The organism is Nocardioides daedukensis (assembly GCF_013408415.1).
In the GTDB taxonomy this organism is placed as follows: Bacteria; Actinomycetota; Actinomycetes; order Propionibacteriales; family Nocardioidaceae; genus Nocardioides; species Nocardioides daedukensis.
This window is the reverse complement of sequence record NZ_JACCAA010000001.1, coordinates 383,763-406,411: the sequence shown is the minus strand read 5'-3', so window position 1 is coordinate 406,411 and position 22,649 is coordinate 383,763. Positions and strand designations below refer to the sequence as shown.

Below are 22,649 nucleotides of genomic sequence, written 5' to 3'. Positions count from 1 at the left end.
GGTCAGGTCGCGACGCGCGCTGCTCGCGCCGTGGCCAGCAGCTCCTCGGCGTGCGCCAGAGCGGACTCCGACTCCTCCATGCCCGCGAGCATGCGCGACAGCTCGCGGACCCGGTCGTCCTCCCCCAGTCGGGTGAGTCCGGACGTGGTGACCGTGCCGTCGCTGGACTTGGCGACCACGACGTGGTGGTCGGCGTACGCCGCGACCTGCGGCAGGTGGGTGACCACCAGGACCTGGGAGTTGCGTGCCAGCTGGGCGAGTCGGCGTCCGACCTCGACCGCTGCCTTTCCCCCCACTCCCGCATCGACCTCGTCGAAGACGAAGGTGGGCACCGGGCTGGTCTCGGCCAGGGCGACCTCGATCGCGAGCATCACTCGCGAGAGCTCACCGCCGGAAGCACCCTTGTGCAGCGGACGTGGGTCGGCGCCGGTGTTCGCGGCGAGCAGGATCTCGACGTCATCGATGCCGTGCGGGGAGCAGCGCACCCACTGCTCGTCGATGAGCACCGGAGCGCCCGGCTGGTCGGACTGCTCGGGGTTGTCAGCGGGTGCCTCGACCACCTGGCGGCGTACGTCGACGGTGACCACCGCATGCGGCATCGCCAGGAGGGTGAGCTCGTCGCTGACCACCTTGCCCAGCCGCATTGCCGCGGCGGCGCGCGCCACGGACAGCGCCCGACCGGCTTTTGCCAGCTCGGCGCGGAGCTCGCCCCGGCGGCTGCGGAGCTCGGCGATCCGGTCGTCGGTGCCGTCCAGACCCACGAGCTTGCGCGAGGCTTCGCCCGCCCAGGCCAGCACCTCGTCGATGCTCTCGCCATACTTCCGGGTGAGCGCGGTCAGCGTCGCCCGCCTCTCGCTGACCGCGGCGAGCCGGTTGGGGTCGATGTCCAGCCCGGCGGCATAGGAGGCCACGTCCGCCGCCACGTCATTGAGCAGATGGGTGACCTCGGTCAACCGGTCAGCGAGCTCGGCGGCGGCCGGATCGTGCTCACGCACGCTCTCCAGGAGTCGCTTGGCTGCACCGGTGGTGGCCAGGGCGTCGGGCGAGCCGGTGTCGGAGGAGAGTGCCTCCCTGGCCTGCTCGGCCGCGGTGCGCAGGGTGTCGGCGAAGCCCAGGCGTGACTCCTCCGCGGCGAGCTCGACGTCCTCGCCGGAAGCCGGGTCGACCGCGGCGATCTCCTCGAGCCCGAAGCGGAGCAGGTCCGCCTCCCGGGCACGTTCGCGCGCGCTGGCGACGACGTCGGCGAGCTCTGTCTCCACCTCGCCGAGCTCGCGGTGCAGCCGCGTCCAGGCCTGTGCCGGCTGGGCCACCTTCTTGCCGCCGAAGAGGTCGAGTGCGTTGCGTTGGGCGCTGGGTCGCAGGAGCCGGTGCTGATCGGACTGCCCATGGACCGCGACGAGTCCGTCGGTGACGTCCGAGAGCTGTGCGACCGGGACCGAGGCCCCACCGACGAAGGCCCGTGATCGTCCCTCTGCCGAGATGTTGCGAGCGAGCAGGACGCGATCGTCCTCGGCCTCGCCACCGCACTCCTCGACGCTTCGGACGAAGGCGGACAGCCCTGAGGAGTCGACGACGCCTTCGACGCGGGCAGCACGGGCACCCTTGCGGACCGCGCCGGTGTCGGCCCGGCCGCCGAGCAGCAGCCCGAGCGCGGTGACCACCATCGTCTTGCCCGCGCCGGTCTCGCCGGTGATCACGGTCAGCCCGGGACCGAGCTCGAGGGTGGAGGAGTCAATGACGCCCAGGGACGAGATCCGGATCTCCTCGATCACTGGATCTCCTCCCCCACCGTGGTTCGATCGTGGGGTCCGGCCGGGGTGACCACCTCGACCGAGCTGGTCGGGGCCGTCGTACGTCGTCGTCGTTCGCTGGCTCCGCGCCATCCTTCGACGGGCAGGCCGAACTTGGCGACCAGGCGGTCGGTGAACGGTGCCCGGTGCAGCCGGACAAGGTGCACCGGCGACACTCCCCGGCGGACCTCGATGCGTGCGCCGGGCGGCAGGTCGAAGGTGCGACGGCCGTCGCACCACAGCACGCCGGCGCCCTCGGTCTGGGCCAGCACCTCGACGGCCATCACGGAGTCGGGAGCCACCACCATCGGGCGTGCGAAGAGTGCGTGCGCAGAGATCGGCACCATCAGCAGGGCTTCGACGCCCGGCCAGACGACGGGGCCACCTGCGGAGAAGTTGTAGGCGGTGGAACCGGTGGGGGTCGCACACACGACACCGTCGCAGCCCCACCGCGAGAGCGGGCGACCGTCGATCTCGACGACGACCTCGAGCATCCGCTCGCGAGCTGCCTTCTCCACGCTCGCCTCGTTGAGGGCGAACGTGGTGGCGACCAGCTCCTTGTCGCGATAGACCGCGACGTCGACGGTGAGGCGCTCCTCGGTCGTGTAGTCGCGCTCGATGATCGCCTGGATCGTGGGTCCGACGTGTTCGTATTCGGCTTCGGCCAGGAACCCGACGTGGCCGAGGTTGACGCCCAGGAGTGGGGTCGGTTGACCGTGGGTGATCTCGGCGGCCCGCAGGATCGTGCCATCGCCACCGAGCACCACGGCGATCTCGCAGCCTGCGGCGGTCTCGTCGTCGACGGCGACGATCTCGATCTCGGGGCCGGTTGCGTCCAGGCCCAGCTCCTCGGCCTCGGAGGCGATCAACCTGACGATGATCCCGTGGGCGGTCAGCGCCTTTGCGAAGGCGCGCGCCACCTCACGGGCGTCTTCCCTGCCGGTGTGCGCGAGCAGCAGGACTCGTCGAGGATCGGTCACGGGTCCACCCTCTCACCCGCCACCCCCAGGCCTGCGGAACGTTCCACCTCGGCAGTGATCTCGGCCTCGCCGATGGTCGGCTCGCCCGCGACCAGCCAGAGGAAGAACTCGACGTTGCCGGACGGGCCGGGCAGGGGGCTGGTGGTCACCGCGCGAGCGCCCCAACCTCGGCGGGCGGCTGCCGCGGCCACCGAGGCCACCGCCTCGGCCCGCAGTGCCAGGTCACGCACCACTCCCCCCTTGCCGACTCGGTCCTTGCCGACCTCGAACTGTGGCTTCACCATCAGCGCAAGATCACCGTCCGGTGCCATCACGCCCAGCAAGGCGTCCAGGACCAGCTCGAGCGAGATGAAGGAGAGGTCACCCACGACGAGATCCACCGGCGCGCCGATGACCTCGAGGGAGAGGTCCCTGATGTTGGTCCGGTCGTGGACGACCACGCGGGGGTCCTGGCGCAGCCGCCAGGCGAGCTGTCCGTAGCCCACGTCGACGGCGACGACCTGGGCGGCGTCGTTGCGGAGCAGGACATCGGTGAAGCCACCGGTCGAGGCGCCGGCGTCCAGCACCCGACGGCCCGAGACCGTGAGTCCGAGCGGCATGAACGCGGCCAGGGCACCTGCCAGCTTGTGCCCGCCGCGGGAGACGTAGTCGGGGCGATCGGGGTCCTCGATCACGACGATGGCCACGTCGGTGGTGACACCAGTGGCAGACTTCGCGGCGAGGGCGCCGTTGACCTTGACCCGGCGAGCGGCGATCAGCTCACTGGCGTGCTCTCGTGAGCGGGCGAGGTTTCGGCGGACGAGCTCGGCGTCCAGCCGCAGACGACGTGGAGGCATGTCGTCAGGGACGGGGCAGGCGTGGCCCGTCGAGGGCCCCGCGCAGCTGCTCGTGGGCGTGCTCGAAGACTGCGACGTGCTCATCGATCGGCATCTGGTCGAGGCCCTCGAGGCGGGCAAGGACACCGTCGACCACGGTGTTCCCGGTCTCGGGCACGGATGCCGGGCGAACCATGGTCGGCTCCTGGGTCGACTCCGTTTCCAGCGGAGTGGTGGCCTCGTTCATGGCGCCACCGTATCGCGCGCTCCACTCGGACCCGCGGACCCGGGATCCTCCAGTCGGCTGGTGTCCACCGGAGCACCGGTGGCGTCAAGATATGACCAGGCGACCGCGGCCACCAGCTGCCACCAGGCGTCGTCACGCTCGCCGGGACCCTCGGCCAAGAGGGCACCGTCGGTGACCCATCCCTGCCACTCGCCGAGGCGATGACGGTGATCGGCCGATCCGGGAAGGGCAACGGGCTTCTGCGGAGTCTCGAAGAGGCCGCCGAGGTCGCGTGTGATCCAGGTCGGTCGGAGACTGGGCGGAGCAGCGACGAGCTCGGCGAGTCCCGTGACGCCGGTGAGCACCAGCAGGGAGTCGACGCCGATGGCGCTGGCTCCCTCGATGTCGGTGTCGAGGCGGTCGCCGACCATCAGCGGCGTGGTGCCGCCCAACCTGCGCATCGTCTCCTGCAGCAGCGGCGGACGCGGCTTGCCCGCCACGAGCGGCTCGCGGTCGGCGTACTCGCTGATCATCTTCACCAGTACGCCGTGACCGGGCGCCAGACCGTGGGCGGTCGGCACGGACAGATCCGTATTGCTGGCCACCCAGGGCAATCCGTCCCGGACCAGGACCGCGCCCTCCATGATCAGGCGCCAGGCGATGTCCGGCGCATAACCGCTCACCACGGCCACCGGGTCCGCGGCCCGATCCTGCACGGGCACCAGGCCGACCTCCTCGAGCGCCTGGGCAAGAGCAGGACTGCCGAGCAGGAAGACCGGCCTACCCGGAGCAACCAGCGTGGTGAGAAGTCGTGCGGCCGCCTGTCCCGAGGTCACCACGTCGCTGGATTCGGCGGGGATGTCGAGCTCGGTCAGGTGGGCGGCCACCCGGTCGGGTGTTCGGGAGGCGTTGTTGGTCACGAAGGCCAGCCTCGTGTCGGAGCTCTTGAGCCGGCGGATTGCCACCGCTGCGCCCGGCACCGCATCCGGACCCACATAGACCACACCGTCGAGGTCGAGCATGACCAGGTCATATCCGTCGACCAGTCGTGTTGCGGACGTCGTGGACAAGATCTACCTCCAGTCCCCCGCTGCGTGCAGGGTCAGTTTGCCGGTGCGCCTAGGATCGAATGAATGGAGACAGTGTCCTTGGTGCCAGAGGCTGATGCACCACGCTTTGCACTGGAGCCGTTCCGCGCGCTGCGTCTGGCGAACAGCTATGTCGGGGACCCGGTCGCGAACCGGGTCTTTGCGCGACCCTATCGATCCGTTCCCGGCCGACTGCGTGAGTGGCGCCGCAAGCGGCACCTCGAGCTCGACCCGGATCCGGCTCTCTACGTCCATGAGTACACCTCTCACGGAGTCACCGTCCGAGGCTTGGTTGCCAACCTGGACCTCTTGTCCAGTGCCACCAGTGTCTTTCCTCACGAGGGCACCGATCAGGTTCAGGTCAACCAGCTGGCGGGCCGGATGGCGGAGATGTCACTGAACCCGGCGCCCATCCTCTTGATGCACCGGGGGCCAGCCGTGGTCCGCAAGGTGCTCCACCAGATCACTGCGGAGGAACCCAACCTCGTCTACACCGATCGCGCCGACCAGCTCCAGCGGGTGTGGCGGATCACCGACCCTTCCATGTTGACGCTGCTGACCAGTTCCTTGGCGAGCGCGCAGGTGGTGATCGCCGATGGTCACCACCGCTATGCGGCGGCACGACAGCTGCGCGCCGACCACCCGGGGACCGGGTGGGAACAGACGCTGGTGATGCTCGTCGACCAGAACGACACACCGCTCCAGCTGTGTGCCATCCACAGGACGCTGCCCCGGTTGAGCCTCGAGGTCGCCGAGGAGGCCGCCAACCTGATCGGTGCCGAGGTGCGCCGATATGACAGCAGCCATGCCGCACTGGCCAAGCTCGGCCAAGCGCTGGTCCTGCATGACGGTCAGACCTGGGCGACCCTCCGCCCGAATGACCCCGAACAATTGTTGGTGTGCTGGCTGCACGAGACCTTGCTGCCGCTGTGGCAGGTCGATCCAGCGCGGGTCGGCTTCCACCACTCCGCCACGGACGCACTTGCCCGCGCGGCCCACGGGGTGAGCGTGCTGCTGCCCGCACCGTCGTTCGAGCAGGTGGACGCCTCGGCTCTCTCGGGTCACCTGCTCCCGGAGAAGGCGACGTCCTTCCAGCCGAAGCCACACTTCGGAGTGATCATGAGGGAGCTGGACGACGAATGATCGCCCCAGCCTGAGCCTCGAGTCAGCCGATCCGCTTCTCGACCTCGGCGGCCCGGGCTCCGGCGTCGGTGATCTCATCACCGTCGATCGCCTCGGTCCGGTGGAACCACTCGAGGGCGTCCTCGTCACGACCGGCAGCAAGCAGGGTGTCGGCATAGGCATAGCGCAGCCGAACGACCCAGGGCTGACGGTTCTTCGAGTTCAGGGGTGCGAACTCGAGAGTGCGCAGTGCCGCGTCGAACTCGCCCAGGTCGCGGCGCGCGCCAGCCTCGACGATGGTCATCTCGGCCTTGGCCTCTGCGGTGAAGTTCTTCACCGCCGGGCTCTTGGCAAGTTCCAGCGCGCGCTCGGGCCGGCCGAGGGCGCGCTCGCAGTCAGCCATGATCGGCAGGTAGTCCATGGCGCCGTTCATCCGCTTCGCGGCCCGGAGCTCGGAGAGTGCCTCGGCATAAGAGCCTGCGGCGTACGCGGCCTCGCCACATGCTTCCCGCACGACGGCCAGGCGCGATGCACGGGCGCGTGCCGCAAGAGTGTGCCGATAAGCAGTCTTGGGGTCCGAGTCGATCAGCTCGCCGGCAGCGGCCAGGTGACGGGCAACGCGTGCGGCAAGCTTTTCGGGCAGTCCACGCAGCTGCGCCTGCACGGAGCGGTCGAGCTCCTTGCCGGTGATGTGCTCGGGGATCTCGGGACCGTCATACTCGGCCTGGTCGACGCTGCGCGGGCGCTCGTCGCGGCGGTCATCACGACGATCGTCACGGCGGTCGCGGGACCACTTGCGTTCGCCCGGCTTCTCGTCGGGGCGGCCACGGCCGCCACCACGTCGGTCGGTGGGCTTGCGGTCCCCTGGCTTGCGGTCGGAGAAGCCGCGGTCATCGCGGCGCTCGCTCGACTTTCCAGAGGTACGCCGCGGTGCTCCGCCAGAGCGCGAGGAACCACCCTGCCCGGATGAGTTGGTGCGACGGGGACGAGAGCTCTCTGCCATGACGAATCCTTTCGGCGACTGTGCCCAACTTGGGCAGCATACTGGTGGACAAAGTAGTAAAGGCCACCCCCGAGGGGGTGGCCTTTACTGAAGTGTTGTCCGGCGACGTCCTACTCTCCCACAACCTCCCGGTTGCAGTACCATCGGCGCTGAGAGGCTTAACTTCCGGGTTCGGAATGGGACCGGGTGTTTCCCTCTCGCTATGGCCGCCGAAACTCTATGGAGTTTTGATCAGTCAAGCACCACACACCAGGCCCAACAGTGTTGGGGGGTGTATGGGTTTGTGTTCCCGATCATTACTCGGGAGCCACACAGTGGACGCGCAACATCTTTGAGGGACAAGCCCTCGGTCTATTAGTACCGGTCAGCTAGGCATTACTGCTGTACACTTCCGGCCTATCAACCCAGTAGTCTACTGGGGACCTTACCCGGTTAACCCGGTGGGAAACCTCATCTTGAAACGTGCTTCCCGCTTAGATGCATTCAGCGGTTATCACTTCCGAACGTAGCTAACCAGCCGTGCTCCTGGCGGAACAACTGGCACACCAGAGGTTCGTCCACCCCGGTCCTCTCGTACTAGGGGCAGCCTTTCTCAAGTTTCCTGCGCGCGCGGCGGATAGGGACCGAACTGTCTCACGACGTTCTAAACCCAGCTCGCGTGCCGCTTTAATGGGCGAACAGCCCAACCCTTGGGACCTACTCCGGCCCCAGGATGCGACGAGCCGACATCGAGGTGCCAAACCATCCCGTCGATATGGACTCTTGGGGAAGATCAGCCTGTTATCCCCGGGGTACCTTTTATCCGTTGAGCGACGCCGCTTCCACATGCCAGCGCCGGATCACTAGTTCCGACTTTCGTCCCTGCTCGAGTTGTCACTCTCACAGTCAAGCTCCCTTGTGCACTTACACTCGAAACCTGATTGCCAACCAGGCTGAGGGAACCTTTGAGCGCCTCCGTTACATTTTAGGAGGCAACCGCCCCAGTTAAACTACCCATCAGGCACTGTCCCTGATCCGGATAACGGACCTAGGTTAGATATCTAGTACGACCAGAGTGGTATTTCAACGTTGACTCCACCCAAACTGGCGTCTGAGTTTCACAGTCTCCCACCTATCCTACACAAGCCGAACCAAACACCAATACCAAACTATAGTAAAGGTCCCGGGGTCTTTCCGTCCTGCCGCGCGTAACGAGCATCTTTACTCGTACTGCAATTTCGCCGAGTCCATGGTTGAGACAGCGCCCAAGTCGTTACTCCATTCGTGCAGGTCGGAACTTACCCGACAAGGAATTTCGCTACCTTAGGATGGTTATAGTTACCACCGCCGTTTACTGGGGCTTAAGTTCTCCGCTTCGACCCCGAAGGATCTAACAGGTCCCCTTAACCTTCCAGCACCGGGCAGGAGTCAGTCCGTATACATCGTCTTACAACTTCGCACGGACCTGTGTTTTTAGTAAACAGTCGCTTGGGCCTGGTCTCTGCGGCCATCAACGCTTCCCCCAGCAAGTGGGTTCACGCATCAGGCCCCCCTTCTCCCGAAGTTACGGGGGTATTTTGCCGAGTTCCTTAACCATGGTTCACTCGATCGCCTTGGTATTCTCTACCTGATCACCTGAGTCGGTTTGGGGTACGGGCGGCGCATAGCTCGCTAGAGGTTTTTCTCGACAGCATAGGATCATCTACTTCGTCCCTACGGACTCCCCATCAGGTCTCAGGCACATGAACGGCGGATTTGCCTACCGTTCGCCCTACACCCTTAGCCACGCAACAACCATCGGCGTGGTTGGACTACCTTCCTGCGTCACCCCATCGCTTGACTACTACTAGATCGGGTCGTGCGCTCTGCTGCCATCGTCCCCGAAGGGATCACAGGCAGTTTCGGGCACTTAGCATCACTAGCCTCGTCATGGGCGCTATTTTGCCGGTACGGGAATATCAACCCGTTGTCCATCGACTACGCCTGTCGGCCTCGCCTTAGGTCCCGACTTACCCAGGGCAGATTAGCTTGACCCTGGAACCCTTGATCATTCGGCGCACGTGTTTCTCACACGTGATTCGCTACTCATGCCTGCATTCTCACTCGTGTGGCCTCCACGACTGGATCACTCCGCCGCTTCACTGCCCACACGACGCTCCCCTACCCATCCATACACCTGAACCAACCTCAAGGGCGGCTTAGCTAACGTATGAATGCCATAGCTTCGGTGGATAACTTGAGCCCCGCTACATTGTCGGCGCGGAATCACTTGACCAGTGAGCTATTACGCACTCTTTCAAGGGTGGCTGCTTCCAAGCCAACCTCCTGGTTGTCTATGCGACTCCACATCCTTTTCCACTTAGTTATCGCTTAGGGACCTTAGCTGATGGTCTGGGCTGTTTCCCTCTCGACAATGGAGCTTATCCCCCACTGTCTCACTGCCGCGCTCTCACTTACTGGCATTCGGAGTTTGGTTAACGTCAGTAACCTTGTCGGGCCCATCGGCTATCCAGTGCTCTACCTCCAGCAAGAAACACGCGACGCTGCACCTAAATGCATTTCGGGGAGAACCAGCTATCACGAAGTTTGATTGGCCTTTCACCCCTATCCACAGGTCATCCCCTCAGTTTTCAACCTAAGTGGGTTCGGTCCTCCACGCGGTCTTACCCGCGCTTCAACCTGCCCATGGATAGATCACTTCGCTTCGGGTCTTGAGCGTGCTACTCAAACGCCCTATTCGGACTCGCTTTCGCTACGGCTACCCCACACGGGTTAACCTCGCAACACACCGCAAACTCGCAGGCTCATTCTTCAAAAGGCACGCTGTCACAAGACACAAGGTCTCGCTCCAACGGTTTGTAGGCACATGGTTTCAGGTACTATTTCACTCCCCGCCAGGGGTACTTTTCACCTTTCCCTCACGGTACTTGTCCGCTATCGGTCACCAAGGAGTATTTAGGCTTAACGGGTGGTCCCGCCAGATTCACACGGAATTTCAGGGGTTCCGTGTTACTTGGGGTAACGTCACAGAGCCATCGCCTTACATATACGGGGGTATCACCCTCTATGCCGGGACTTTCCAATCCACTTCAACTTCAACGATGGTTTCTTACTCTGCGTTCCAACGGCAGTCAGAACAAGACGGCCCCACAACCCCCACATCGCAACGCCTGCCGGCTATCACACGACCTGGGTTTGGCCTCTTCCGATTTCGCTCGCCACTACTCTCGGAATCACTTTTGTTTTCTCTTCCTGTGGGTACTGAGATGTTTCACTTCCCCACGTTCCCTCCAACTGTCCTATGTGTTCAGACAGCGGTAACTGGACATGACTCCAGCTGGGTTTCCCCATTCGGAAATCCACGGATCAACGCTCGGTTGCCAACTCCCCGTGGCTTATCGCAGGCTCCAACGTCCTTCATCGGCTCTTGGTGCCAAGGCATCCACCATGTGCCCTTAGTAGCTTGTCTTGCTACAAAGATGCTCGCGTCCACTGTGTAGTTCTCAAACAACAATCGGCACCACCCCACACCCCACACCCACCCCCAACAAGGAGCGGTATATGGAAGGAGCAGCCCACCAAGCAACCAAACCATACGGTCTGATCCCTCAGGACCCAACAGTGTGCCAAGCAAAACCCACCACCAACACCCACGTTCCACACCACACCGATCCAAAGGACCAGGGGTAGTACTGAAAGACGCTGATGAGACGTTCCACCAACTAATCGACGTTCCACTAATGAGCAATGCCTGCCGCGACACACACGGCCACGAAACAGACACCATGAACAACCACCAACACACAAAGTGTCGAGGTTGCTACGAGCTCCTTAGAAAGGAGGTGATCCAGCCGCACCTTCCGGTACGGCTACCTTGTTACGACTTCGTCCCAATCGCCAGCCCCACCTTCGACGGCTCCCTCCCACAAGGGGTTGGGCCACCGGCTTCGGGTGTTGCCGACTTTCGTGACGTGACGGGCGGTGTGTACAAGGCCCGGGAACGTATTCACCGCAGCGTTGCTGATCTGCGATTACTAGCGACTCCGACTTCATGGGGTCGAGTTGCAGACCCCAATCCGAACTGAGACCGGCTTTTTGGGATTCGCTCCACCTTACGGTATCGCAGCCCTTTGTACCGGCCATTGTAGCATGCGTGAAGCCCTGGACATAAGGGGCATGATGACTTGACGTCATCCCCACCTTCCTCCGAGTTGACCCCGGCAGTCTCTTATGAGTCCCCACCATTACGTGCTGGCAACATAAGACGAGGGTTGCGCTCGTTGCGGGACTTAACCCAACATCTCACGACACGAGCTGACGACAGCCATGCACCACCTGTATACCGACAAAAAGGGGCACCATCTCTGATGCTTTCCGGCATATGTCAAACCCAGGTAAGGTTCTTCGCGTTGCATCGAATTAATCCGCATGCTCCGCCGCTTGTGCGGGCCCCCGTCAATTCCTTTGAGTTTTAGCCTTGCGGCCGTACTCCCCAGGCGGGGCGCTTAATGCGTTAGCTGCGGCACGGAACTCGTGGAATGAGCCCCACACCTAGCGCCCAACGTTTACGGTGTGGACTACCAGGGTATCTAATCCTGTTCGCTCCCCACACTTTCGCTCCTCAGCGTCAGGTAATGCCCAGAGAACCGCCTTCGCCACCGGTGTTCCTCCTGATATCTGCGCATTTCACCGCTACACCAGGAATTCCGTTCTCCCCTGCATACCTCTAGTCTGCCCGTATCGGAAGCAGGCCAGGTGTTAAGCACCTGGTTTTCACTCCCGACGCGACAAACCGCCTACGAGCCCTTTACGCCCAATAATTCCGGACAACGCTCGCACCCTACGTATTACCGCGGCTGCTGGCACGTAGTTGGCCGGTGCTTCTTCTGCGGGTACCGTCACTTGCGCTTCGTCCCCGCTGAAAGAGGTTTACAACCCGAAGGCCGTCATCCCTCACGCGGCGTTGCTGGATCAGGCTTTCGCCCATTGTCCAATATTCCCCACTGCTGCCTCCCGTAGGAGTCTGGGCCGTGTCTCAGTCCCAGTGTGGCCGGTCACCCTCTCAGGCCGGCTACCCGTCGAAGCCTTGGTGAGCCATTACCTCACCAACAAGCTGATAGGCCGCGAGCTCATCCTCCACCGCCAAAACTTTCCACCATCACCCCATGCAGGGAATGGTCGCATTCGGTATTAGCCACCGTTTCCGGAGGTTATCCCAAAGTGAAGGGCAGATTGCTCACGTGTTACTCACCCGTTCGCCGCTCGTGTACCCCCGAAAGGGCCTTACCGCTCGACTTGCATGTGTTAAGCACGCCGCCAGCGTTCGTCCTGAGCCAGGATCAAACTCTCCATTGAAGAATCCAAACCCCAGCAAAAAACAAACCCCGACAAAAAATTGTCAGAATTATTGTCTCTTACCAAAGGAACCATCAAACCAACCAAACAACCAACCACCCAAAGGCAGAAGACCATCCAGAAAGCCCGACGGGTACAACAATATTAATTCGTCGACTTTTGACACACTGTTGAGTTCTCAAGAATCACACACACCCACCACCAACCCGAACCGGGCATCGCTGCGGGGCAACCTGCAAAAACTTACCGGAGTGGATCAACCGAGTCAATTCGGCGGATTCTCAGGCCATCCGGGCGCAGCTCACCTCAGATCAGTTCGTCGATGGCCGCTTGTGCGCACACATCTTCAAGTGATTCAAAGGGTGAAAGCTTGGGATGGTCACCGGGGCCGGAAGCCCGACCAGACGGTCTTGCTGCCCGCCGCTCCCTGGCGACGAACGGAACATTATGCGAGCGGCTGTGCACCGTCAAATCGAAAGGGCGTGACCCGGAGCACAATCGCCATCGTCGCAGGTCAGAGGCCCTTTTCGCCGTTTCGAACCAGCATCGAGACGGCCTCAGTCGGCGTACGGGCCCCGGCCAGGCGCATGGACTCCCCCAGCTCGGTGCGCAGTTCTTCGTGCATCCGGGCCACCGAGGACTCCCCCGCCACCAGCGCCCACAGCCCCAGACGACCCACGAACACACAGCGCACACCTGTCGCCAGTGCGGCGAAGACGTCGAGGCCCGAGCGGATCCCACCGTCGACGTAGACCTCCGCGGTCTCGCCCACCGCTTCGACGACTCCACTCACCGCATCAGCGGTGGAGACCACTCGGTCGAGCTGGCGACCACCGTGGTTCGACACCCAGACCGCTGCAGCGCCGGCCTCGACGCAACGCACTGCGTCCGCGGGATGGAGCACTCCCTTCACCACGATCGGCAGACCGGTGCGCTCTCCCAGTCGGGCGATGTCGTCGGGACCCAGGTCAGTCGCCTTCTCCGCCCCGGTGATCCCAGGGCGCTGATCGGCGAAGTTCACCCGCAGCGTTCCCGGGGGAACCGCCTCCCAGAAGTCCGGTCCGATCCCGTTCTTGGTGCCGACTGTCGGGGTGTCGAGGGTCAGCACGATGGCGCGGGCACCAGCGTCGACCGCGGCGTCCACGACCGGCTCACTCAGTGACCGGTCCCGGGTGAGGTAGGCCTGCAACCACCACTGCACCCCGGTCGCACCGATCTCGCGGAACGGCGTACCTGCATTGCTCGAGACCACCATCAACGAACCCGCCGATGCACAGGCCCGCGCCATGGCGAGCTCGCCCTCGGGGTGGACGAGTCTCTGCAGCGTGGTGGGGGCAACCGCCACCGGCGACGCGAGTGGCGCGCCCAGGACCGTGGTCGCCAGCTCGATGTCACTCACGTCGCGCAGGACACGAGGGATGAAGCGGGACCGGGACCACGCGGCGTTGGCCTCGTCCGCGGACAGGCTCTGGCCGGCACCCTGTCGGATGTAGTCGAAGACCGACGTGGGCAGCACGTCACGGGCAACCGACTCGAGGCCGGCAAGCCAGGACGTGCCGACCCCGTGGGTCACCCGAGCGCCTCGACTCCGGCCATGGTCTTCTTGCCGCGACGAAGGACCAGCCAGGTCCCGTCGATGAAGTCATCGTCACCGGGCACCAGCTCAGGGTCCTCGATGCGAACGTTGTTGAGGTAGGCGCCGCCCTCCTTGATGGTGCGCCGGGCGTCGCCGTTGCTCTTGGCGAGACCACTGTCGACCAGGAGGGTCACGATGTCGGGCGTCCCCTGGGCACGCGGGAACGACGTGGCACCGGCCTCGCGCAAGGCAGCGGCGAGCGTCGAGCCGGACAGCGCGTGCAGGTCACCGCGGCCGAACAGCGCACCGGCGGCAGCCTTCGCCTGCTCGGTCTCCTGCTCCCCGTGCACCAGCGTCGTCACCGCGTCGGCGAGGGCCTTCTGACCGGCTCGCAGGAACGGCTTCTCAGCGGTCTGTGCCTCGAGCTCTTCGATCTGCTCGCGGGCCAGGAAGGTGAAGACCCGAAGGAGCTCGCCCACCTTCTCGTCCTCCACGTTGAGCCAGAACTGGTGGAAGGCGTAGGGCGACATCATCTGCGGATCGAGCCACAACGCCCCGCCCTCGGTCTTGCCGTACTTCGTGCCGTCCGCCTTGGTCATCAACGGCGTGGCGATCGCGTGCGCCTTGCCACCCGTCGTACGCCGGATCAGCTCGACACCGGCAGTGAGGTTCCCCCACTGGTCCGAGCCCCCGAACTGCAGGGTGACGCCGTGATCGCGGAAGAGGTTCAAGAAGTCCATCGACTGCAGCAGCACGTAGGAGAACTCGGTGAAGCTGATCCCGGACTCGAGCCGGGTCCGCACCACGTCGCGCGCCAGCATCCGGTTGACCGGGAAGTGCTTGCCGATGTCGCGCAGGAAGTCGATCACCGACATCGACGCGGTCCAGTCGTAGTTGTTGACCATCGTCGCGCCGTTGTCGCCCTCGAACGAGAGGAACGGCTCGATCTGCGAACGGACGCGGTCCACCCACTCCTTGACCACGTCGAGCGAGTTCATCACCCGCTCGCCGGTCTCCTTGGGGTCGCCGATGGTGCCGGTGGCGCCGCCGACCAGGGCGTAGGGCGTGTGCCCGGCAGCCTGGAGCCGCTTCGCGGTGAGGATCTGGACGAGGTGTCCCATGTGCAGGCTCGGTGCCGTCGGGTCGAAACCCACATAGAACTTGACGCTCCCCGAGGAGAACGCCTCACGCAGCGCCTCCCGGTCGGTCGAGTCGGCGATCAGGCCGCGCCACTCGAGCTCGTCGAGGATGTTCTGTTCGGTGGACAACTCGTTGCCTCTCAAGGATGTGTCGATGGTGCTCGCGCCCTAGCCTGCCCTACGCCGCTTGTGGCAGGACAACCGGTTTCACTCCGCGATCCTCTTCCGACGCACAACAGCGGGGCGATAGGTGGAGACGGTCGGGTCTCCCTTGATCCAGAACCGCCACGGGCGATCCGCCGCCAGGCGAAGGCCGACGCGAGGACCACTCGCCACCTGGCCCGGGTCCGCACGCTGCTCCGGGTGTACGTCGACCTGCCGTGCGTTGGCCTCCAACCGCACCTGGTCAGCGAGCAGGTCCGCTCCGTAGTCGGCCAGCTCGACCCCCAGGGCGCTGCACAATCGCCCGGGTCCCTGCGCGAGCCGGTGGTCGGGGCCGGCCGGTCGGCGGCTGCGAGCCTCGTCGAGTCCCGAGACCACCTCGCCTGCGCGGATCAGCACCGCGCCGGCGGTGCCCTCGTCGCGGCACACGACGTTGGCGCAGACGTGCATCCCGTAGATGAAGTAGGTGTAGAGATGTCCGGGAGGCCCGAACATCACGTCGTTGCGCGGCGTACGCCCGCGGTGTGCGTGCGAGCCCGGGTCGTCGGCACCGTCGTAGGCCTCGACCTCTGTGATCCGCACGCTGACGCCACCCTTGCTCAGCGTGGCACCGAGCAGCTGCGGAGCCACCTCGGCCGGTGGACCCGCCAGGAAGTCGAGGTCAGAACCGTCCACGAAGATCAGCCACCACGCCGGAGACCTCCTGCACCTGCTCGCGCACCCGAGCGGGCGCAGTGCCGCCGCGCCCATCACGCGAGGAGACCGAGCCCTCGGCCGTCAGCACGTCACGCACACCCGGGTTCAGTGCCGGGTGGATCGCGGCGAACTGCTCGTCGGTGAGCTCGTGGAGCTCGATGCCCTGGGACTCGCACTCGCGCACGCAGGCGCCGGCGACCTCGTGGGCGATCCGGAACGGCGTGCCCTCCCGCACCAGCCACTCCGCGATGTCGGTGGCGAGCGAGAAGCCCTGGGGGGCCAGCTCGGCCATCCGGTCGGTGTTGAACCGCAGGGTCGCCACCATGCCAGTGAACGCGGGCAGCAGCACCTCGAGCGTGTCGACGCTGTCAAAGACCGGCTCCTTGTCCTCCTGGAGATCCCGGTTGTAGGCCAACGGCAGTGCCTTGAGCGTGGCGAGCAGGCCGGACAGGTTGCCGATCAGACGCCCTGCCTTGCCTCGTGCGAGCTCGGCGATGTCAGGGTTCTTCTTCTGCGGCATGATGCTCGACCCGGTGGACCAGGAGTCATGGAGCGTCACGAACTCGAACTCGCGGGTCGACCAGAGGATGACCTCCTCGGCGAATCGGCTCACGTCGACGCCGATCATCGCCGTGACGAAGCCGAACTCAGCCACGAAGTCGCGGGCCGCCGTACCGTCGATCGAGTTGGCCGAGGAACCGGTGAACCCGAGCTCGGCAGCCACGGCCTCGGGGTCCAGGCCGAGGCTCTGACCCGCCAGTGCGCCCGATCCGTAGGGCGAGTCCGCCGCCACCCGAGCGTCCCAGTCGGCCAGTCTCGCCACGTCACGCAGCAGCGGCCAGGCATGGGCCAGGAGGTGGTGGGAGAGCAGCACCGGCTGGGCGTGCTGCAGGTGCGTGCGGCCGGGCATGATCGCTCCGAGGTGTTCCTCGGCCTGGACCTGCAGGGCGCCCACCAGGTCGAGCACCTGGCCCGCGATCACGCGGGCGTGGTCGCGGAGGAACACCTTGAACAGGGTCGCGATCTGGTCGTTGCGGGACCGGCCGGCGCGCAGGCGGCCACCGACGTCCGGGCCGACCTCCTCGAGCAGGAGGCGCTCCAGTGCGCCGTGCACGTCCTCGTCCGAGGGGTCGGGCTGCAGCTCACCGGAAGCGAACCTCTCCCCCAGCACCTCGAGCCCGCGGAGCAGCTCTGCATGATCTGCATCGGTCAGCAGGCCAGCGGTGCGCAGCACGTTGGCGTGGGCGCGCGAGCCGGCCAGGTCATAGGGCGTGAGCCGCCAGTCGAAGTGGGTCGAGCGAGACAGCGCGTCCAGCTCGGGGCTCGGGCCGCCGGCGAAGCGACCTCCCCAGAGCTTTCCCTGGTTCGTGGCGCCGCTGGTCTGGCCCTCGGCGCTCTCACCGGTGGGGTGGCCCTCAGTCACGTGCTCGTCTCCTGCTGTTGGCGGAAGCCTGATGGCATTCCGTGGATGGTCAAGCCTGTCAAGATGTGCGGGCGTCGCTGGCCAGCGCCAGGAACCGCCGGGCGAGCTCGGCACCGCCGGCCGGGTCGCGGCTGATCACCAGCACGGTGTCGTCGCCTGCGATGGTGCCGAGCACGTCGCCGATCTCCGCCTTGTCGAAGGCACTGGCGAGATATTGCGCCCCACCGGGAGGAGTGCGTAGGACGGCCATGTTGGCGCTCCCCTCCGCGCTCACCAGCAGCTCCGTGCACAGTCGCGAGAGTCGTGCGTTGGCTGCGACGCTCTCGCCCACCGTCGCCGGGGTGCGATCACCACCTTCGGCGGGGACCGCATAGACCAACCCGCCCTGGCGGGCGCGCACCTTGACCGCGTCGAGCTCGACCAGGTCACGGGACAACGTCGCCTGCGTGGCGTGCACGCCGCGCTCGGCGAGGTGCTCGGCCAGCTCGACCTGTGACTTGATCTCCTTGGTGGAGAGCAGGTCCACGATCAGCTGCTGGCGCGCGTTCTTGGTCAGCGGCGTGGTGCCGAACTCGGTCACGAGGCGCTCCGTCCGTCCTGTTCCTGGAGCCATGCCATCACTGCCTTCTGGGCATGGCGACGGTTCTCTGCCTCGTCCCACACGACACTGTCGGGGCCGTCGATCAGCTCGGCGTCGATCTCCTTGCCGCGATAGGCCGGCAGACAGTGCATCGCGATGGCGTCAGCACCCGCCTTGCCCATCAGGTCACTGGTCAGTGCATAGGGGGCCAACGCCTGCAGTCGTGCCTGTGACTCGCCCTCCTTGCCCATCGACACCCAGGTGTCGGTGATCACCACGTCCGCACCGTCGACCGCGGCTCCGACCTCACGCTCGAGGCGGGCCGAGCCACCGGTCTGCTCACCGATCTGCTGGGCGCGGGCGACCATCTCGGCCGCCGGCTCATAGCCCTGCGGCGAGCTGACCACCACGTGCATGCCGGCCGTGGCGCCGGCGATCAGCCACGAGTTGCCCATGTTGCACGCACCGTCGCCGACGAAGGTCGCGGTGAGGCCGGCCAGGCGACCCTTGCGCTCGGTGATGGTGAGCAGGTCGGCCAGCAGCTGGCAGGGGTGGAAGTCGTCGCTGAGCGCGTTGATCACCGGCACCCCGGACCACTGCGCCATCGCGTCGAGCTTCGACTGGTCGTTGGTGCGCCAGACGATCTGCGCGGCCTGTCGTCCCAGCACTCGCGCGACGTCCTCGACCGACTCGCGTACGCCGATCTGGGCCAGGTCGCCGTTGATCGGGAGCGGGTTGCCGCCCAGCTCCGCGATCCCGGCAGCAAAGGAGGACTGCGTGCGCAGCGTCGGCTTGTCGAAGATCATCGCGACGGTGCGCGGACCGGCCAGCGGCTTGCCGACGACCTCGCCGAAGGGATCGGCCTTCATCCGTGCAGCCAGCGCGAGCACCTCGGCCTGCTCGGCCGGAGACAGGTCGTCGTCTCGCAACAGGTGCCTGGTCATGGCGCGACCACACCCGCTGCGTCGAGGATGCCCGGCCAGGCGTCGATCAGCGCGGCGGCCTCGTCACTGGTGAGCACCAGCGGCGGGGCCAGCCTGATCCGGTTCGGTGTCGGGTTGTTCAGGATGAAGCCGGCGGCGAACCCTGCCGCGACCACCTCGGCGGACTTGTCCTCGCACAGGTCGAGCCCGATCAGGAGGCCGTCGCCGCGCGTCTCGACCACCCGGTCGTCGGCGAGCAGACCCTTGCGCAGCTGGGTTCCGACGGTGCGGGCGTGGTCCAGGAGGCCGTCGGTCTCGATGGTGGCCAGCACGGCGAGCGCAGCGGCCGAGGCGACGGGGTTGCCACCGAAGGTGGTCCCGTGGTTGCCCGGCTGCAGCAGGTCCGCCGCGGCACCGAGTGCCAGCGTGGCTCCGATCGGGATGCCCCCGCCGAGTCCCTTGGCGAGTGTGACGATGTCGGGGACGACACCGGACGACGCGTGCGCGAACCAGGCGCCGGTGCGACCCACTCCGGTCTGGATCTCGTCGATCCACAACAGGGCCCCCGAGGCCGTGGTGATCTCCCGGGCGGCTTCGAGGAAGCCCGCCGGCGCGGGGTTGACCCCGGCCTCGCCCTGGACGGGTTCGAGGACGACGGCCGCGGTCTTGTCGGTCACCGCGGCGCGGAGCGCGTCGACGTCACCGAAGGGCACGAACGTGACCTCACCCGGGAGCGGGGCGAACGGCGTCCGATAGGCCTCCTTGGCGGTGAGCGCGAGGGCACCCATGGTCCGCCCGTGGAACGCCTGCTCCATCGCGACGACGTGCGTGCGCCCGGTGCGCCGGGTCAGCTTGAAAGCTGCCTCGTTGGCCTCTGTGCCTGAGTTGGAGAAGAAGACCTTCCCCGACCCCTGGGCGCCGAGCAACGCCAGCAGCTTCTCGGCCAGCTCGATCTGCGGAGCCGTCGCGAAGAAGTTCGACGTGTGTCCGAGCGTGCTCAGTTGGGCGGTCACCGCCTCGACGAGCGCCGGGTGGGCGTGGCCCAGGGAGTTCACGGCGATGCCACCGAGGAAGTCGAGGTATTCGTTGCCCTCCACGTCCCACACCCGCGAGCCCTCGCCGCGGGCGAGCACAAGCTTGGGCGCACCGAACGTGTTCATCAGGGAGGCGGCGTACCGCTCCTGCCAGGCCTGGGCGGATCCGGCGTTGGTGCTCATCAGGACTCCTTGGCGACCGGCGGGTTCTTGGCCTGCCGGATGACGGTGTCGACGCCGGGCAGCACCTGGGTGCCGATGCCCTCGTCGGTGAACAGCTCGAGAAGTACAGCGTGCGGCTCGCGGCCGTCGACGACGGTCGCGCGCTTCACCCCGTCCCGCACGGCCTGCAGGCAGGCCTTCATCTTCGGGACCATGCCGGAGGCCAGCGAGGGCATCAGCTCCTCGAGTCCTTCGGGGCTGATCTGCCCGATCACGTCGGAGCTGTTCGGCCAGTCGCGGTAGAGGCCCTCGACGTCGGTGAGCACCAGCAGCTTCTCGGCTCCGAGCGCCGCGGCCAGAGCGGCTGCCGCGGTGTCGGCGTTGACGTTGTGGACCAGGCCGTGCACGTCGGGAGCGACGCTGGAGATGACCGGCACCCGACCGGCCTCGACCAGGTCCAGGACCGACTCGGGCCGCACCTTGGCGACCTCGCCGACCAGGCCGAGGTCGACCTCCTCGCCGTCGACGATCGTGTTGGTCGCCTCCGCGGTGAACAGGCCGGCGTCCTCGCCGGAGAGGCCGACGGCAACCGGGCCGTGCTGGTTGACCAGGCCGACCAGCTCACGCTGAACCTTGCCGACCAGGACCATCCGTACGACGTCCATCGCCTCCGGGGTGGTGACCCGCAGGCCACCCTTGAACTCGGACTCGATGTCGAGGCGGTCGAGCATCTGCGAGATCTGCGGACCGCCGCCGTGGACGACCACCGGCTTGAAGCCGGCGAACCTGAGGAACGCGATGTCCTCGGCGAACGCCTTCTTCAAGGTGTCGTCCGTCATGGCGTTGCCGCCGTACTTGATCACGACGATCTTGTTGTTGTACGCCTTCAGCCAGGGCAGCGCACCCGCCAGGGTCGCTGCCTTGAGGGCCGGGGTGAGGGGGGTCGTGTCTTCGCTCATGAGGAATACGCGCTGTTCTCGTGGACGTATGCGTGGGTGAGGTCGTTGGTCCAGACGGTGGCCCGCTCGGTGCCGGACTTGAGGTCGATCGTGACGGTGACGTCGCGGCCGGTCAGGTCGACGCCGGCGGGGTCCTCGGCCGGGGTGGACTTGCGGCACACCCACACCCCGTTCATGGCGACGTCGAGGTCGGCAGGGTCGAACAGAGCCTGGGTGGTGCCGAGGCTGGCCAGCACCCGGCCCCAGTTGGGGTCGTTGCCGAAGACCGCGGCCTTGAACAGGTTGCTGCGCGCCACGCTCCGTGCGGCCTCGACGGCCTCGTCCTCGGTGGCGGCGTTGAGCACGGTGATCGCGATCTCGTGGTCGGCGCCCTCGGCGTCCTTGAGCAGTTGCATCGCCAGGTCCGTGCACGCCTGGGTCAGGGCCTGGGTGAAGTCATCGAGGCTCGGGGTGATCCCGCTGGCACCGCTGGCCATCACCGTGACCGTGTCGTTGGTGCTCATGCAGCCGTCCGAGTCGAGCCGGTCGAAGCTGACCCTGGTCGCGGCGCGCAGTGCCCGGTCCAGGTCAGCGGCGGGGACCACTGCGTCGGTGGTCAGCACGACCAGCATCGTGGCGAGCTGGGGGGCCAGCATGCCGGCGCCCTTGGCCATCCCGCCGATGCTCCAGCCGGCTCCTTCGACCACGACGTTCTTGCTCACCGAGTCAGTGGTCATGATCGCCTCGGCAGCCTCCGCTCCCCCGTCCTCGCTGAGCGCGGCATGTGCGGCGTCAACGCCGTCGAGGAGGTTCTGGCGCGGGTTGGACAGTCCGATCAGGCCCGTCGAGCACACGATCACGTCGATGGCGCCGATGCCGAGCTTGCCGGCGACCTGCTCGGCCACGGCGTGGGTGGTCTGGAAGCCCTCGGCGCCGGTGTAGCAGTTGGCGCCGCCGGAGTTGAGCACGACGGCGCGCACGACGCCGTCCTTGACCACCTCCTGGCTCCACAGGATCGGGTTGGCCTTGCAACGGTTGGCGGTGAAGACGCTGGCGGAGTCGAAGTTGGGTCCCTGGTTGACGACCAGGGCGAGATCCTTGGCACCGGTGGACTTGAGTCCGGCCGGGACGCCGGCTGCTGCGAAGCCGGCGGGGGCGGTGACGGTCATTTCTTGTGGTCCTTCTTGGGCTTGGGAGCCTTGCTGGGCTGCCTCGGAGGCTTGACGGGAACGGCGGCGGCAACGGTGTGCCCTCGTCGTCGCCACGCCTGCGTCGCATCGTCCACGCGCTGCATCGGGACCAGGATCCAGTCGGTGTCGAAGGTGGAGAGCGAGAAGACGCTGATCTTCTCCTCGGCGAGCGGAGCCAGCAGTGCCGCGAGTACGCCGTACTCCTCGGGGTCGATCGGGCCCTTGACCGCGAACGCCGTGAACGGCTTCTGGCACGGCACCTTGGTCGGCACGCTGCGCGTGGCGCAGATCAGCGACGTCTCGGTCGCGGTGGCCGTGATCGAGAACAGCGAGGAGGACTCGGCCCAGGTGGGCACCTCGGCACCCGGCGCGAGCCGCACCACGGCCAGCTTCTCCGGGAACTGCTGCAGGGTGAAGCTGGGGCCGGTTGCTTCTGTGCCAGTCGTCTCTGTGCTGGTCATCTCTGTG

The 22,649-nt window shown here is 65.9% G+C and carries 17 protein-coding genes and 3 rRNA genes; 1 reads left to right on the top strand and 19 read right to left on the bottom strand.

Annotated features, from left to right (window positions below):
* Positions 1–2: 2 nt before the first annotated feature.
* From recN to BJ980_RS02005, 5 genes are read right to left on the bottom strand one after another with little or no spacing between them, the layout of a single operon-like run.
* Positions 3–1,772: a DNA repair protein RecN gene (gene recN / locus BJ980_RS02025; protein WP_343047641.1), complete on the bottom strand. Its 1,770-nt coding sequence runs from the start codon at positions 1,770–1,772 to the stop codon at positions 3–5.
* On the bottom strand, positions 1,769–2,770 hold the full coding sequence (locus BJ980_RS02020) for an NAD kinase (RefSeq protein WP_179500751.1): 1,002 nt from the start codon (positions 2,768–2,770) through the stop codon (positions 1,769–1,771). The genes recN and BJ980_RS02020 overlap by 4 nt, the downstream gene beginning before the upstream one ends.
* Positions 2,767–3,606, bottom strand: a complete 840-nt coding sequence (locus tag BJ980_RS02015) for a TlyA family RNA methyltransferase (protein WP_179500750.1) — start codon at positions 3,604–3,606, stop codon at positions 2,767–2,769. Before BJ980_RS02015 ends, BJ980_RS02020 begins: the two co-directional genes overlap by 4 nt.
* A 4-nt stretch (positions 3,607–3,610) precedes the next feature.
* Positions 3,611–3,832 (bottom strand): hypothetical protein, encoded by a 222-nt coding sequence (locus BJ980_RS02010; protein ID WP_179500395.1) that lies wholly within the window; start codon positions 3,830–3,832, stop codon positions 3,611–3,613.
* Entirely contained in the window at positions 3,829–4,881 is a 1,053-nt protein-coding gene (locus tag BJ980_RS02005; protein WP_246279908.1) for an HAD-IIA family hydrolase, read from the bottom strand. The genes BJ980_RS02010 and BJ980_RS02005 overlap by 4 nt, the downstream gene beginning before the upstream one ends.
* A 63-nt stretch (positions 4,882–4,944) precedes the next feature.
* Between BJ980_RS02005 and BJ980_RS02000 the strand changes: the two genes are divergently transcribed.
* Positions 4,945–6,042, top strand: a complete 1,098-nt coding sequence (locus tag BJ980_RS02000; protein WP_179500749.1) for a DUF1015 family protein — start codon at positions 4,945–4,947, stop codon at positions 6,040–6,042.
* Between the two features lie 22 nt (positions 6,043–6,064).
* Here BJ980_RS02000 and BJ980_RS01995 read toward each other — a convergent pair whose 3' ends face one another.
* The 14 genes from BJ980_RS01995 to BJ980_RS01930 all read right to left on the bottom strand — a co-directional run bounded on the left by BJ980_RS01995 (position 6,065) and on the right by BJ980_RS01930 (position 22,642).
* The gene (locus BJ980_RS01995; protein WP_179500748.1) at positions 6,065–7,024 is read right to left on the bottom strand and encodes a tetratricopeptide repeat protein; all 960 of its coding nucleotides are present in this window, start codon (positions 7,022–7,024) and stop codon (positions 6,065–6,067) included.
* A gap of 97 nt (positions 7,025–7,121) precedes the next feature.
* Positions 7,122–7,238 (bottom strand): 5S ribosomal RNA (rrf, locus tag BJ980_RS01990).
* Between the two features lie 120 nt (positions 7,239–7,358).
* Positions 7,359–10,472, bottom strand: a 23S ribosomal RNA gene (locus BJ980_RS01985).
* A 366-nt stretch (positions 10,473–10,838) separates the two neighbouring features.
* Positions 10,839–12,358 (bottom strand): 16S ribosomal RNA (locus BJ980_RS01980).
* Together the 16S, 23S and 5S rRNA genes form the textbook arrangement of a ribosomal RNA operon.
* Positions 12,359–12,872: 514 nt before the next feature.
* A complete protein-coding gene (locus BJ980_RS01975) occupies positions 12,873–13,931 on the bottom strand; it encodes an alpha-hydroxy-acid oxidizing protein (protein WP_179500747.1) in 1,059 nt (352 codons plus the stop codon).
* Positions 13,928–15,202 carry a tyrosine--tRNA ligase gene (tyrS, locus tag BJ980_RS01970; protein WP_179500746.1) on the bottom strand — a complete coding sequence of 425 codons (1,275 nt, stop codon included), beginning with the start codon at positions 15,200–15,202 and terminating at the stop codon, positions 13,928–13,930. Before tyrS ends, BJ980_RS01975 begins: the two co-directional genes overlap by 4 nt.
* Before the next feature lie 78 nt (positions 15,203–15,280).
* Positions 15,281–15,910: a DNA-3-methyladenine glycosylase gene (locus BJ980_RS01965; protein WP_343047639.1), complete on the bottom strand. Its 630-nt coding sequence runs from the start codon at positions 15,908–15,910 to the stop codon at positions 15,281–15,283.
* Entirely contained in the window at positions 15,897–17,354 is a 1,458-nt protein-coding gene (gene argH / locus BJ980_RS01960; protein WP_179500744.1) for an argininosuccinate lyase, read from the bottom strand. Before argH ends, BJ980_RS01965 begins: the two co-directional genes overlap by 14 nt.
* A 58-nt stretch (positions 17,355–17,412) precedes the next feature.
* Complete coding sequence (locus BJ980_RS01955) at positions 17,413–17,934, bottom strand: arginine repressor (protein ID WP_343047638.1); 522 nt, start codon at positions 17,932–17,934, stop codon at positions 17,413–17,415.
* Complete coding sequence (argF, locus tag BJ980_RS01950; protein WP_179500742.1) at positions 17,931–18,878, bottom strand: ornithine carbamoyltransferase; 948 nt, start codon at positions 18,876–18,878, stop codon at positions 17,931–17,933. Before argF ends, BJ980_RS01955 begins: the two co-directional genes overlap by 4 nt.
* Positions 18,875–20,074, bottom strand: coding sequence for an acetylornithine transaminase (locus BJ980_RS01945; protein ID WP_179500741.1), 1,200 nt, complete (start codon positions 20,072–20,074; stop codon positions 18,875–18,877). Before BJ980_RS01945 ends, argF begins: the two co-directional genes overlap by 4 nt.
* Positions 20,074–21,012 (bottom strand): acetylglutamate kinase, encoded by a 939-nt coding sequence (gene argB, locus BJ980_RS01940; RefSeq protein ID WP_179500740.1) that lies wholly within the window; start codon positions 21,010–21,012, stop codon positions 20,074–20,076. The genes BJ980_RS01945 and argB overlap by 1 nt, the downstream gene beginning before the upstream one ends.
* Positions 21,009–22,160: a bifunctional glutamate N-acetyltransferase/amino-acid acetyltransferase ArgJ gene (argJ, locus tag BJ980_RS01935; RefSeq protein WP_179500739.1), complete on the bottom strand. Its 1,152-nt coding sequence runs from the start codon at positions 22,158–22,160 to the stop codon at positions 21,009–21,011. The genes argB and argJ overlap by 4 nt, the downstream gene beginning before the upstream one ends.
* Positions 22,157–22,642, bottom strand: a complete 486-nt coding sequence (locus tag BJ980_RS01930) for an ACT domain-containing protein (RefSeq protein WP_179500738.1) — start codon at positions 22,640–22,642, stop codon at positions 22,157–22,159. Before BJ980_RS01930 ends, argJ begins: the two co-directional genes overlap by 4 nt.
* Between the last annotated feature and the right edge of the window lie 7 nt (positions 22,643–22,649).